Below are 13330 nucleotides of genomic sequence, written 5' to 3' on the forward strand. Positions count from 1 at the left end.
ACAGGCTAGAGCAAACTAAAAAAAATTTTTCCACTTAAATTATAGCATGGGAGTGACTTTTTGCGCATTTTTCAGCTATTTATTTTCAAACAAAAGGTGTTGATGAAATTTACTTCATCAACACCATTTATTATAGAACCTAAATTTATCAACCGAAGACGGCCAATCTTTTGTTTCTTCTGTAAGTATAGTAAAATAAGAGTAAGGAAAGCGTTTTCTGGTTGATTATTCCAAAGGAGTGGGTTTGAATGGTTCAGTATAAAAACATCTTGATCCCTGTGGACGGATCGGAGGCTTCGATCAAGGCGTTCAAACAGGCGGTTCATATCGCTGAAAGGAACGATGCCGCGCTTTATCTGATTGCGATAATGGATAAAAAAGATAATGCCGAAGAAGCCGCACAGCTGCAGAAGGATAAGGACTCTTTGTTCGATGAATTGGACAGATACGCGCGGGCTAACGGGGTCGCTGTCCACAAGGAAATGCGCTCAGGCAACGCCAAGGAAATGATTGCGAAGACGCTTGTGGAGGAATGGAATTGTGATTTGATTGTAATGGGGGCGACAGGCAAGGGCACCATCGCAAAATTGGTGGTCGGCTCGGTGACGAATCATGTCATCAAACATGCGCCGTGTGATGTATTAATCGTAAGGAAAAATTAATCAGACGCTTTTGAACAAACGAATCAGGAGACGCAAAAAAAGTCCAGTTACGTAAATGTAGCTGGACTTTCCTTTGTCTAGAGGACAATTTTTGCGGTGCTTCCTTCCGCTGTGCGGTCGATTTCGATGTGGACAGGTATCCGCGCCTTTAGTTCTTCGACGTGCGAGATGATGCCGACCAGACGTCCGCTGCTGTTCAAGGAGAACAACGCTTCGATTGCGGAATCCAATGATTCGGGATCCAACGAACCGAAGCCTTCATCGATGAAGAGGGTGTCGATCTGGATGCCGCCGCTGCGGCTCTGCATCACGTCGCTGAGGCCAAGGGCAAGCGCCAGTGAAGCCTTGAAGCTTTCGCCGCCGGATAAGGTTTTGACGCTGCGGGTTTGGCCGGTATAATGGTCGAATACATCGAGATCCAGACCCTTGGCTCCGGCACCTTTTCCTTTGTCTTCCTTGCGCAACAACAGATAGCGGTTGTTCGTCATCTGTTGGAAGCGCAGGTTGGCGGCTTCGATGATTTCTTCATAGTAGATCGCCAGCACATAGCGTTCGAAGGAAATGTAGTCGGTTTCTTTGGTACCGTTGGCGATGTCCGACAAGGTCCTGTATTTCTGGTAATCAGCAATGATCTGCTGCTGCTTTTTGTAGATTGCTGCGATTTCTTGGGCTGCTTTTCTGAGCATTTGGATGTCGCCTGCGAGCTGATCTTTTTGCTCTTCCAACTCGCGGATGACACTGTCGAGAAGCACTTTTTGATCGGCGCAAGCAGCGATTGTCTGATCTGGATCCAGTGCTGCTGCGGCTTTCCTTTGGTCGTTCAAACGGGTCGCAGTGACGTTCAGGTCGTCTTCATGACTCCGGATCCGTTTCTGGATGTCCAGAAACAGTGACTTATCCAGTATCAGATGGTTGAAAGGTTCTTCCAGACTGGCAGCAACCAGAACGGTTGCGTATATCGTCTCAGCATCCAGCAAAGCAGTCTTGGCTTCCTCTACCTGAGCTGCGTAGGTGGTCCGGTTGGCAAGGCAGACAGCAAGCTGTTTCTCGAGTTCGGTCAACTCGCTTTTCAGTTGGTTGTAGTCGCTTGTGCAAGTATCGATCTTTTCGTTGAGCTGCAGGATCTCTTTTTGCACGGTTGCAAGGTCCTTGTCGCCCAAAACTTGTTTATCCTGGCCAATCTCGGCCAAGAGGTCCCGGGAAAGGGTTTCGTTCAAGAGCAGCGTTTGCTGAAGGGCAATACGGTTCTGTTCGATCGCCTGCAGCTTCGCTTCGATGTCGCTTTGCACCTTAACGAGAGTATCTTCTTCATCAAGCACCTTCTGCAGATTTTTCATCTCCAACAGGAATGCTTTTTCTGACGCGATCTCCGAATCGCGTTTTTCTTTCTGCTCTTGTTTGTAGATTTCGAACGTTTCAGCCGGGACGGCGAATTCATCGAAGAGATCTGCCAGCTGTTTTCGGATGCCGGTAAGTTCGGCAGTTGCCTGTTGGTAATCCGCATAGGCCTGATTCCGTTTTTTCTCCAGCAACTCCCGCTCCTGATCCGAGAGGGTGTCCGCCGTTTTTTGCGCGGGTGCGGGATGGTGTGTTGAACCGCAGACAAGGCAAGCCTCTCCGCCAACTAGCTGCTCGGCCAAGATGCCGGCGATGTTGCGGTTGTAGAGGAGGGTTTCATCCTTGAACTGTTGATCGACCGTCGTGTATTCTTTTTCGAGAATCAGGAAGTGCTCAGCTTTTACCGTCTGCTCCGCCAACAATTTTTCGGTTTGGGTAATCCTTTTGTGAAGCTGATCGGACTGCTGCACGTTCATTCTGCAGGCATTCAATTGCCCTTGAATGATGGAAGCATCCTTTTGAGCTTGTTTCACTTCCGCAAGCTTCTGCTGGCACTGTTCCTGTTTTACTTTTTGCGCTTGTTTTAGATCCGCATGTTTCTGCAGTTCTTTCGTGGCATCTTCGCACGCTTTCTGGCAACCGGTCAGTTCTTTCTCTTTCTTCGCCAATGTGACAAGCTGTTTTTCCTGTTCCTTCACGGCGTCGATCTGCTCACGCATGCCCGGGATCAGGGAAAAGGCTTGCGAAATTGCTTCGAACGCTGGTTTTTTGTCGCGTGAAGTCTGATTCAATTGGTCGAAAAGATCCTCATTTTGTTTGGCTTTTTCCTGTTTTGCATTCTGGTTTGTGGATGCTGTAACGCACAGCAATCTTTTTTCCTCGGCTTTGACGGCTTGTTCATGGCGTTCCAGCTGCTGTTTCCATTCGAGGACAGACGATTCTTCTTCCTCAAGAACTTTCAACATGGCTTCCAGCCGTGCGATTTCCTCAAGCAATCTGATGGTATCGGAAGCGGATTGGCTTTGTGAACGCAAATCGGTGAGCTGCAGTTCTTTGGCGTTGCGTTCTTCTTCGAGGGCCGCCAACAGTTCCGCGATCCGAACGAGGATGCGCTCGGTGTCCTGCAAGATGAGTACTTCCTGCAGGGCGTCATCGTTGATTCCGGAGGCAAACGAGTAGGCGGTCTGCAGGGAATCCTGAGCGGAAGTCGCTTGGCTCTGGAGCGATTTGGCTTTTTCCTTCAGCTCCTCCTGGAAACTTTTCAGTATTTCGGTCCCGAAGATGTTCCGGAAGATCGTCTCTTTTTCGTTGCTGTTCGACTCAAGCAGTTTCTTGAATTCCCCTTGCGGCAGCATGACGATCTGTTTGAACTGCTCATAGTTCAATGAAAGCAGCTGTTCTATTTCAGCATTGGCATCGCGCGCTTTCGTCGTCACGGTGTCATCGTGATAAAAGGCCACATCAGCCAACAGATTGATGATTTTCCCGCTCTTTCCGGGACCCATCTGGGCAGGGGAGCGTCGGACGCGGTAAGTCTTTCCATTGTATTCGAACGTCAGATCGACGTAGCAGATTGCCTCTTCCGTTGCGAACTGGGACTTGAACGTGTCTTTTTCCCGGCTGCTGCCGCTGGCTACATCGTAAAGGGCGTAGGCAATGGCGTCGAAAATCGTGGTTTTTCCGGCACCCGTAGGCCCGCTCACCAGGAACAGCGTTTGGTTCTGGAATTGCGTGAAGTCCAATACGATTTTTTCTTTGTATGGCCCGAAGGCACTCACTTCTAATCTTAAGGGTCTCATCTAATCTTTCCTCCCCAGAGCGGCAAAGACATCCGCAACGATTTTTTGACCGGATTCATCCAATTCTATGGCGCGGTATTGCTCATAAAAGTCCTTGAACAGATCCGGGTAGGACAACTGTTGGAGGTCCTCGCGGTTATGCTGCAGGGCCACCGATTCGGTTTCTCTCCGGCTGACGTATTCGAGGCCCATCGCCTGCGGATAGCGACGGCGCAATTGATTCATCGCATCCAGCACATATTCCGTATCTTCCAGTTCAAAAAACAGGTAATCGTCGGATTGGCCTTTCATTAGTTCAGGGAACGTGCTTCTGACCGTGCGCATATCCCGTAAAGGTTTGATGCGGAGCGGTTCAATCTCCAGCTTGCCTTTTTCTATGGTTACGATACTCGTCTGTTTTTGATGCGGGGTTTCCGATTTGGAATACTTCAGGATCGAGCCGCTGTAGCGGACTTTGTCGTTTTTGACTTTCTGGGCTTTGTGCAGATGTCCCAGAGCGACGTAATCAAAGTCCTCGAACAGCGACACATCCACGTATTCGGAAGTGCCGATGCTGAGCGGACGTTCCGAATCGGATGGTTCGCTTGTGTCATTTCCGGCCTGGATCACATAACCGTGCGCAATCAGGATGTTCACTTCATCCGGGTTCATCGTTGCTTTGACGGTCGCCAACTGCGCACGAACGGCATCTTCCATATTTTTGATGGTGTCGTCCTGAAGCGTTTCGCGGACATATACATGGTCAGCAAAGGGCAGCAGATAGAAATTGGTTCCCTCGAAAGTAACTTTTCGGATGGCCTCTTTTTTCAGGGTTCCTTCTATGTAGAGGCGACTTTCGGCCAGCAGATCGGCGGCATATTCGATCCGCTCGTTGCTGTCGTGGTTGCCGGCGATGACGAACACAGGCACGCCCAATTCCTTCACCATCCGGGTCAGTGTCCGGTTGGCCAGCGCCACCGCTTCTTTCGGTGGCAAAGCGCGGTCGTAAAGGTCTCCGGCCATGATGATCGCATCGATATCTTTTTCTTTGAGTGTTTCAATCAGCTTCATCAAGTAATGGCGCTGATCGTCCAGCATGGAAAAATCATTGACGATTTTGCCGAGATGCCAATCAGCTGTATGCAGTATTCTCATGGGAAAGTCTCCTGTCCATCGGTTAGTATTTTGTAAAAAACAGTTGCGCGTATCTTATCGGTAAGGCAAATAAGTTCATCTACCATTATAACAGACTATCCTGGAGGCTAGCAGGGACAAATGCAGTGGGGTGAGTGAAATGCTAGTGATGTTGGCACTTTTGGGCTATAGTATGGGTATGAGATAAGGAAGATAAAGCAGTTGAAGGAGGAGCCGAAATGGATCTGGGGTTAACGAATAAAGTGGCATTGGTCATCGCTTCGAGCCAAGGGTTGGGCAAGGCGGTGGCGAAGGAACTCGTCAAAGAAGGCGCACATGTCATGCTCACGAGCAGGAGTGAAGACCGATTGGCTGAGGTGAAAGAAGAACTGGAAGCCTTGCATGGCGGTAAGGTCGCATATTTTCCTTGTGACATCACCAAAAATGAGGATATCCAAAAGCTTGTGGCAAGGACGCATGAAGTGTTCGGGAAAATCGATATTTTGTTGAACAATGCAGGTGGTCCACCAAGCGGGACATTCGATTCCTTTTCAGATGAGGCGTGGCAACAGGCATTCGAATTGAACTTGTTGAGCTATATCCGGATCATCCGCGAAGTGCTGCCGGATCTGCGCAAAGAGGGCGGACGCATCGTGAATATCGCTTCGATTTCGGTGAAGACGCCGTTGCCGAATCTGGTATTGTCCAATACGTTCCGGAACGGCATCGTCGGCCTGAGCAAGACGCTTGCCGATGAATTGGCGCCCGACAATATTCTCGTGAACGTCGTTGCGCCGGGAAAAATCGCAACCGATCGCCTGAAATACCTGAATGAAGCGAATGCCAGAGCGAAAGAGTTGTCATTGGCGGAAGTCGACAAGAACGCGATCGCAGGCATTCCTTTAGGCCGCTACGGTACACCGGAAGAATTCGCGAAGGCCGTCGTTTTCCTTCTTTCCGAGGCGAATACGTACATCACCGGCAGCACACTATATGTGGATGGTGGGGCAGTCAAAGCGATTTGAAGCCGAGCCGCCATCCGAAACAGACAGGAGAATGAAATATGGGACAAGTAATCATCAACGCAGACGATTTTGGTCTCACAAATGGCGTGAATTACGGCATCATCGACAGTTTTTTGTACGGCATCACCACCTCGACGACCCTGCTGGCGAACGGAGCCGCATTCGATCATGCGGTGGAATTGGCATCCGATTATCCGGATCTGGAAATCGGTGTCCATCTGAATTTGACGCTCGGGAAGCCTTTATTGCCTGATGCAGACAGCATCAGTGCCAATGGGCGTTTCCTCACCAGGGAATACGTGCAGCAGCATGCGGCTTCGCTGGATTTGGATGAAGTCTATGCGGAGTGGCATGCACAGATCGAAAAGGTGCGCAAGGCGGGCATCAAACCAACGCATTTGGATTCGCATCACCATGTGCATATGTTGGAGCCGCTCAACAAAGTCATCCTGTCGTTGGCGATCCAGTACGAACTGCCTATCCGGGATCACTTTGAAGGCAGCCATGGGGTGTTGCACACGGATCGTCAATTCGACCTTGGCTTCGTAGCCGAAAAACCGCAGGCCGAATTGGGGATGGACGTAATGGAGAAATTGGATGACATCATGGCCGTCATGGAAAAATCGGACATATCGGTTGAACTGATTGTCCATCCGGGCTATGTCGACGCAAGTCTGGAACGCGTGAGCAGTCTGCAGAAGGAGCGGGCCTACATGGCGGAATTCTTGATGCATTCCGATTTTGCGGACCGGATTCGGGAAGATGAGGCAATCCAGTTGATTTCGTACGCTGAATTGAAAGAATAGTGAAATGAGCAACGACAAAGGCTGTCCCATTTTTGGGACAGCCTTTGTCGTTCTCCGGTGAACGGAGGCTTCGCCGGAGTTCGGCCAGCGTTTGGAGGTGTGTCCTCCGATGAGGGCGGCTTCATCGGAGTTGCGGCTGACAGTTACCGGTGTCCTCCGGTGAGCTGCCGCCTCACCGGAGCTAAGGGAAGAAACCGTTGCGCTCCTCCGGCGAGCGGGCAGCGCAGCCAGGGTTTAGGTAGTTGCGTATCTTTTTGTATTTATTACCAAATTATAATCATTATCATTAATGAAAAAGCGGCAAAAAGTGATAGAATAGAGGGATGAGGCATAGCCAATCTGAACAGCAATCTTTGGAGGTCGCACCGGATTCGGCTGCATAATGAATGATAAAGGAGTAACTTAAAAATGGCATTATTGGAAATGGAACATCTGAGTTTTGTGTCGGATGGCAAAGTCATTCTGGACGACATCAGCTATTCGCTGGAGGAGGGTGAGTTTCTCTCGATAACCGGCCCTTCAGGAAGCGGCAAAAGCACACTGCTGAAAATCATTGCGACGATCCTTTCGCGTACCGAAGGGGAAATACGGTACCAAGGCAAATCGCTGGATGCTTACGAGCCCACCGAATACCGCAAGGAGGTTTCCTACACGTTCCAGACACCCGTTTTGTTCGGAAAAACCGTCCGCGATAATTTGGCTTTCCCTTACGAAATCCGCAAAATAGAATTTGATGAAAAGAAAGCTGTCGCATATCTGGAGTCGCTCGGGCTGCTGAAGGAATATTTGGATAAAGAAATAAATACCTTGTCAGGCGGGGAAAAACAGCGTGTCGCTTTGATCCGCAACGTCCTGTTTCAACCAAAAATCCTCTTGCTCGATGAAGTGACGAGCGCCTTGGATGAAGCGAATCGCCAAATCATCTGGAAATGGCTCCACGAAATGCGCGAGCATGCCGATATGACGATCATCATGGTCAGCCATAACGAGGAAGAGTCCCGCTTGGCGGATAAGAACATCCATATCGTTGCTGGAAAAATCGTAAAAGGGGAGGGGAACTAAGATGGATCTACAAGTCAGCCCAATCACGCTCATGTTGAGCTTTTCATTGGTAATGGTGGGAGTTTACATCTCTTACAAAGAAAAATTAGGCACGGCCAAAGACATTTTGTACAGCATCGCCAGAGCCGTTGTACAGCTGATTGCGGTAGGGTACGTTTTGACGTATTTGTTCAATGTGAACAATACGATCGTCACCTTGGTGATGGTTGCGGTCATCGTTTTCAATGCGTCATGGAATGCCCACAAACGCAGCAGCAGTATCCCGAATTCCTTGAAGATTTCCTTGATCGCCATCTCCTCTTCAGCGATTTTGACGTTATCCGTACTGGTCCTATCGGGATCGGTCAAATTTATTCCCTCACAGATCGTGCCGATCACCGGAATGATAGCCGGGAATGCGATGACGACCATCGGCTTGTGTTACCGCAACCTGAATTCCTTGTTCCGCGATCAGCGCCAGCAGATTCTGGAAAAACTTTCACTGGGAGCGACTCCTAATCAAGCATCGCGCACCATTTTGCGGGAAACAATCAAATCAGGCATGCAGCCGTCCTTGGATTCCGCCAAAACAATCGGCATCGTATCCTTGCCTGGTATGATGTCGGGTCTGATGTTTGCCGGGACCGTACCGATGACGGCCATCATGTATCAGATCATGGTGACTTTCATGTTGGTGGCGACGACTAGTATCTCCTCCTACATCGCCTCTTTCTTGGCCTACCGCGAATTTTACAACGACAGACAGCAACTGCGGGTCTGAGCCTGTCCATTTTTTGTTGGATCGCTTTGTGAAGTGTGGTATGCTTTCTGTTATAATATTGATTTTGGAGGCGCAAAACCTTGAGTGGATTAACTTATCGCAGAAACCATCGCATCAAAGGCTATGAATGTGACATCACAGGTGAAATCACGTTGCCATCGCTCGTCAATCTGATGATGGATTTGTCGGGACAGCAGAGCGATTCATTGGGCAACACGAATGATCAGATGTCCGAAAGAGGACTCAGTTGGATCATCGTGCAGTCCGACATGCAGATCGAACGCATGCCGCATAGGGGAGAAGCAATCATCCTGGAAACGGAAGCGATGAGTTATAACCGCTTCTTCACCTATCGCCGCTTCCGGGCTTATGATGAAAGCGAACAACTGTGTGTGGAAGTGATGACGAACTTCGTCATGATGGACATCGAGACCCGTAAAATGGTCCAGATCCAAAAAGACCTGCTGACCGTCTATCAGGCCGATGAAATCCGGACGATGGTGCGCATGCAGAAGCCGATCCAACTGGAGCCGGAAAACCGCAAAGAACAGGATTTTCGTGTCAGATACTTGGATATCGACTACAATCGCCATGTCAACAACGCGAAATATTTCGATTGGATCATCAACACGATCGACCCGAAGTTCATCATGGATCACCAGATGTCCGGAGTCACCATCAAGTATGAAAAAGAAGTCGAGTACGGCAACAGCATCACCAGCGTCATGTCGACGAAAGAAGCGGAGAACGGCGAAATCATCACTGCCCATCGCATCATGAACGGCGAAGACTTGGCCTGCGAAGCCCATATGATCTGGAAAAAAGTATGAGAACGAAGCAGCAGCGACCCAATGCGGTGGCTGTTGCTTCTTTTTTGATCCGCAAGATGCGTTAGGGCTACAAAAATCTGGGTGTCGGGATTTCGCCGACGAAAACGGATCAAAAACCCGACAGAACGCCCCGGTGTCGGGATTTCGCCGACGAATGCGGGAAAAAAACCCGACAGAACGCCCCCGTGTCGGGATTTCGCCGACGAAAATGGGTCAAAAACCCGACAGAATGCCCCCGTGTCGGGATTTCGCCGACGAATGCGGGTCAAAAACCCGACAGAACGCCTCAGTGTCGGGATTTCGCCGACGAAAATGGATCAAAAACCCGACAGAACGCTGCAACCTCAAAAAAGCCTGAAACGACCAGATAAAACTGGTCGCTTCAGGCTTTTCAGGTAATCGTCTTTATGCTTGTTCTTTATAAAGTGCGTTGATTCTTGCTTGGACATCTTTATCCGCCAAGAAGTCTTCATAGGTTGTTTCCATTCTGTCCACAACGCCGTTTGGAGTCACTTCGATGATGCGGTTCGCAGTCGTGTTGATGAACTCGTAATCGTGTGAAGTGAACAACAAAGCGCCTTTGAAGGCGATCATGCCGTCATTCAAGGCAGTGATGGATTCCAGATCCAAGTGGTTCGTCGGATCATCCAATACCAAGACGTTTGCTTTGGTAAGCATCATTTTCGATAGGATGATACGTACTTTTTCTCCCCCGGATAGGACAGAAACTTTCTTCATGACATCTTCACCTGAGAACAGCATGCGGCCCAAGAAGCTGCGCAAGAAGGTATTGTCGTCCTCTTCTTTGCCTGCGAATTGGCGTAACCATTCCAAGATAGTGATGTCGGCAACCGGGAATTCGTTCGTGTGGTCCTTCGGCAAGTAGCTTTGTGACGTTGTGACGCCCCATTTGAAGGTACCGCCGTCAGCTTCCATTTCACCCATCAAAATTTTGAAGAGGGTGGTAGTAGCGATATCTTTGCGGCTTGCGAAAGCGACTTTATCGCTTTTGTTCAACGCAAAGCTGATGTTGTCCAAAATTTTGACGCCATCGATTGTCTTGGAAAGGTTCGAAACAATCAATAAGTCATTACCGATTTCGCGTTCCGGGGTGAAGCCGACGAATGGGTATTTACGGGATGACGGTTGAATATCATCCAAGGTGATTTTATCCAAGGTCTTTTTACGTGAAGTAGCTTGTTTGGATTTCGATGCATTTGCACTGAATCGCGCAATGAAGTCCTGCAATTCCTTGATCTGCTCTTCTTTTTTCGAATTGGAATCGGCTGCCAGTTTAGAAGCCAATTGACTGGATTGCATCCAGAAGTCGTAGTTTCCGACATAAAGTTTGATCTTTCCAAAGTCGACGTCGCACATGTGCGTACAAACCGTATTCAGGAAGTGACGGTCATGGGAAACAACGATGACGGTGTTCGGGAAATTGATCAGGAATTCGGATAGCCATTCGATTGATTCTTTGTCCAAACCGTTTGTCGGCTCGTCCAACAGCAATACGTCCGGTTTGCCGAATAATGCTTGCGCCAGTAAAACTTTTACTTTTTGCGGCTCCAATAGGTCGCTCATTTGCTTGAAGTGCAAGTCTTCACCGATTCCTAAACCTTGCAAGAGACTTGCAGCATCGGATTCGGCTTCCCATCCATCCAATTCGGCAAATTCGCCTTCAAGTTCGCCGGCTCTGATGCCGTCTTCCTCAGTGAAATCGGTTTTTGCATAGATGGAATTTTTTTCATCCATGATGGCATAAAGACGTTTGTGACCCATGATGACAGTGTCCAGTACTTGATGGTCTTCGAAACCATAGTGATTTTGGTTCAGTACAGCTAAACGTTCATTTGGATCCATAATGATATCTCCGGTGGTGGGCTGGATGACGCCTGATAAAATCTTCAAAAAAGTAGATTTTCCAGCTCCGTTAGCACCGATGACGCCATAGCAGTTACCAGGGGTGAACTTTAGATTGACATTGTCAAACAGCTTGCGATCGGAAAATTGTAGGCTGACATTTGATACGGTAATCATTTTTTTACATTCCTCAATTCTTGTTTATAGTCAATTAATTCTAGCATATTCCTGAAAAAATAAAAGGATTTTACATACTGTTTACAAAAATCGAGTGAGATTGTATCTTTTGTGGCAATCGTTTGTGCTGTTTTGTTGCAATATTGCTGTTATTTTGCGGATGGCAACCAATGCTTGGGGGATAGATGAGAAAATGAGAAATTGGTAAGTTTTTTTGGTTAACGCTCCCAATTCTAGTCTCAGGTGAAATGCCGTGATAGAATGAACAAAATTGAAACAGAAAGTTGGCTGAGACTTAATGGATAAGAAATTATCGAATAAAGAATACATATACATAGGCTCCATGCTCTTCGGTTTATTTTTCGGCGCCGGCAATTTGATTTTCCCGGTCCATATGGGGCAATTGGCTGGACAAAACTTGATTCCGGCGATACTAGGATTTATCGTGACGGCAGTGGGTCTGCCGTTTCTGGGTATCGTGGCGATGGGGTTGTCCGGTAAAGAAAGCCTGTTGGAAATGGCGAGCAAGATCCATCCGAAGTACGGCGTTTTCTTCACAGCGGCACTCTATCTGACGATCGGGCCTTTCTTTGCGACGCCGCGTACCGCGACCGTCTCGTTCGAGGCAGCTTTTGCGCCATATCTGGATCCATCAATGACAAAAATGGCGCTGTTCCTGTTCTCGTTGCTTTTCTTCGCGGCTGTGCTGTGGTTCTCGCTGAAGCCATCGGAAATTTTGAAATGGGTAGGCAAGGTTCTGAACCCGATCTTCCTGGTTTTTCTTTCGATTCTGATCCTCTTCGGCTTTTTCGCGCCGATGGGTACAGCGAGTGAGATACCGGTGGATGCGAGCTATCAGACAGGCGCATTCTTCAAAGGCTTTTTGGAAGGGTACAACACGATGGATGCTCTGGCTTCCTTGGCTTTCGGCATCATCGTCGTAACGACGATCCAAGGCCTGGGCGTCACAAAAACGACTACCATCGCGAGGGATACGATAAAAGCCGGAACGATCAGCATGCTGTTGATGGCTGTCATTTACGGTTCGCTAGTTTACTTGGGTGCAACGAGCCGTGGTGTTTTGGAAATAAGCGACAATGGCGGTATCGCCTTAGCGCAAATCTCAAACGAGTACTTCGGCATCTTCGGTGCTGTTCTGTTTGCGGCCATCATTACCGTGGCCTGTCTGAAAACGGCCATCGGGCTGATCACGGCGATCAGCGAAACATTTGTGCTTATGTTTCCTAACTCATTGGACTACAAAAAATACGTCTACCTTTTTACAGCCATCTCATTCGGCTTGGCGAATCTGGGCTTGAGTCAGATCATCGCTTTCTCGATTCCGGTGTTGATGTTCCTTTATCCATTGGCGATCACTTTGATTTTGCTGTCGATCATGAGCAGCCTTTTCAATGACCGGACGATTGTCTATCAGATGACGACCCTGTTCACCTTGCCTTTCGCGACCATTGATTTCCTGAAAGCTTTGCCGCAAGGAATCAAGGATGCTGTCGGCATGAACGGTGTCATCGCCTGGACCGATTCAGCGATTCCTTTATCAGATATCGGAATGGGGTGGCTGATCCCATCCGTGATCGGTTTTGCGATCGGCTTGGCGGTTTCGAAAAACAATAAAACAGCATAAAAATTGAAGGAACGGGGCTGTCTCAATCGGAGATAGCCCCGTTTTTCCGTAGTGCTGGCTGACCTATTGATGGCCGGAGGATGGCGGCGAATTCGAGTCCCAGCTCCGGCCAGCGGTACGTTCACCGGAGCACGCCGTTAACCATCGGCGTGAACTCCGGCGAAGCCGATCTCATCGGAGAACGCAAACTAAATGTCGGCATCTCCTCCGGTGAAACCTGCGTTCACCGGAGGAGAGCCATTTAGAGCCC

10 protein-coding genes are annotated in these 13330 nt (G+C 48.9%); 7 read left to right on the plus strand and 3 right to left on the minus strand.

Going from position 1 to position 13330, the window contains the following annotated elements; translation table 11 throughout:
• Positions 1-248: 248 nt before the first annotated feature.
• Entirely contained in the window at positions 249-662 is a 414-nt protein-coding gene (locus C8U37_RS12780; protein WP_108033601.1) for a universal stress protein, read from the plus strand.
• A 77-nt stretch (positions 663-739) separates the two neighbouring features.
• Here C8U37_RS12780 and C8U37_RS12785 read toward each other — a convergent pair whose 3' ends face one another.
• Positions 740-3799, minus strand: coding sequence for an AAA family ATPase (locus C8U37_RS12785; protein ID WP_108033602.1), 3060 nt, complete (start codon positions 3797-3799; stop codon positions 740-742).
• On the minus strand, positions 3800-4933 hold the full coding sequence (locus C8U37_RS12790; protein WP_108033603.1) for an exonuclease SbcCD subunit D: 1134 nt from the start codon (positions 4931-4933) through the stop codon (positions 3800-3802). It lies immediately after the preceding gene.
• A gap of 218 nt (positions 4934-5151) precedes the next feature.
• Between C8U37_RS12790 and C8U37_RS12795 the strand changes: the two genes are divergently transcribed.
• The 5 genes from C8U37_RS12795 (at position 5152) to C8U37_RS12815 (ending at position 9395) form a co-directional block, all read left to right on the plus strand.
• Complete coding sequence (locus tag C8U37_RS12795; protein WP_108033604.1) at positions 5152-5937, plus strand: SDR family oxidoreductase; 786 nt, start codon at positions 5152-5154, stop codon at positions 5935-5937.
• Between the two features lie 38 nt (positions 5938-5975).
• The gene (locus C8U37_RS12800; RefSeq protein WP_108033605.1) at positions 5976-6743 is read left to right on the plus strand and encodes a carbohydrate deacetylase; all 768 of its coding nucleotides are present in this window, start codon (positions 5976-5978) and stop codon (positions 6741-6743) included.
• A 408-nt stretch (positions 6744-7151) separates the two neighbouring features.
• Complete coding sequence (locus tag C8U37_RS12805; RefSeq protein WP_108033606.1) at positions 7152-7805, plus strand: ABC transporter ATP-binding protein; 654 nt, start codon at positions 7152-7154, stop codon at positions 7803-7805.
• Position 7806: 1 nt separating this feature from the next.
• The gene (locus C8U37_RS12810) at positions 7807-8565 is read left to right on the plus strand and encodes an ABC transporter permease (RefSeq protein ID WP_108033607.1); all 759 of its coding nucleotides are present in this window, start codon (positions 7807-7809) and stop codon (positions 8563-8565) included.
• Between the two features lie 80 nt (positions 8566-8645).
• Complete coding sequence (locus tag C8U37_RS12815; protein WP_108033608.1) at positions 8646-9395, plus strand: acyl-[acyl-carrier-protein] thioesterase; 750 nt, start codon at positions 8646-8648, stop codon at positions 9393-9395.
• A gap of 405 nt (positions 9396-9800) precedes the next feature.
• Here C8U37_RS12815 and C8U37_RS12820 read toward each other — a convergent pair whose 3' ends face one another.
• A complete protein-coding gene (locus C8U37_RS12820) occupies positions 9801-11435 on the minus strand; it encodes an ABC-F family ATP-binding cassette domain-containing protein (protein ID WP_108033609.1) in 1635 nt (544 codons plus the stop codon).
• A gap of 298 nt (positions 11436-11733) precedes the next feature.
• Between C8U37_RS12820 and brnQ the strand changes: the two genes are divergently transcribed.
• The gene (gene brnQ / locus C8U37_RS12825; RefSeq protein WP_108033610.1) at positions 11734-13080 is read left to right on the plus strand and encodes a branched-chain amino acid transport system II carrier protein; all 1347 of its coding nucleotides are present in this window, start codon (positions 11734-11736) and stop codon (positions 13078-13080) included.
• Positions 13081-13330: the final 250 nt, after the last annotated feature.

Source organism: Trichococcus patagoniensis, assembly GCF_003051085.1.
Taxonomy (GTDB): Bacteria; Bacillota; Bacilli; order Lactobacillales; family Aerococcaceae; genus Trichococcus; species Trichococcus patagoniensis.

Bases quoted from the DNA above. Each gene is read 5' to 3' on its own strand.
- C8U37_RS12785 (WP_108033602.1), bottom strand. From the start codon at position 3,799: ATGAGACCCTTAAGATTAGAAGTGAGTGCCTTCGGGCCATACAAAGAA.
- C8U37_RS12795 (WP_108033604.1), top strand. From the start codon at position 5,152: ATGGATCTGGGGTTAACGAATAAAGTGGCATTGGTCATCGCTTCGAGC.
- C8U37_RS12800 (WP_108033605.1), top strand. From the start codon at position 5,976: ATGGGACAAGTAATCATCAACGCAGACGATTTTGGTCTCACAAATGGC.
- C8U37_RS12790 (WP_108033603.1), bottom strand. From the start codon at position 4,933: ATGAGAATACTGCATACAGCTGATTGGCATCTCGGCAAAATCGTCAAT.
- C8U37_RS12810 (WP_108033607.1), top strand. From the start codon at position 7,807: ATGGATCTACAAGTCAGCCCAATCACGCTCATGTTGAGCTTTTCATTG.
- brnQ (WP_108033610.1), top strand. From the start codon at position 11,734: ATGGATAAGAAATTATCGAATAAAGAATACATATACATAGGCTCCATG.
- C8U37_RS12805 (WP_108033606.1), top strand. From the start codon at position 7,152: ATGGCATTATTGGAAATGGAACATCTGAGTTTTGTGTCGGATGGCAAA.
- C8U37_RS12820 (WP_108033609.1), bottom strand. From the start codon at position 11,435: ATGATTACCGTATCAAATGTCAGCCTACAATTTTCCGATCGCAAGCTG.
- C8U37_RS12780 (WP_108033601.1), top strand. From the start codon at position 249: ATGGTTCAGTATAAAAACATCTTGATCCCTGTGGACGGATCGGAGGCT.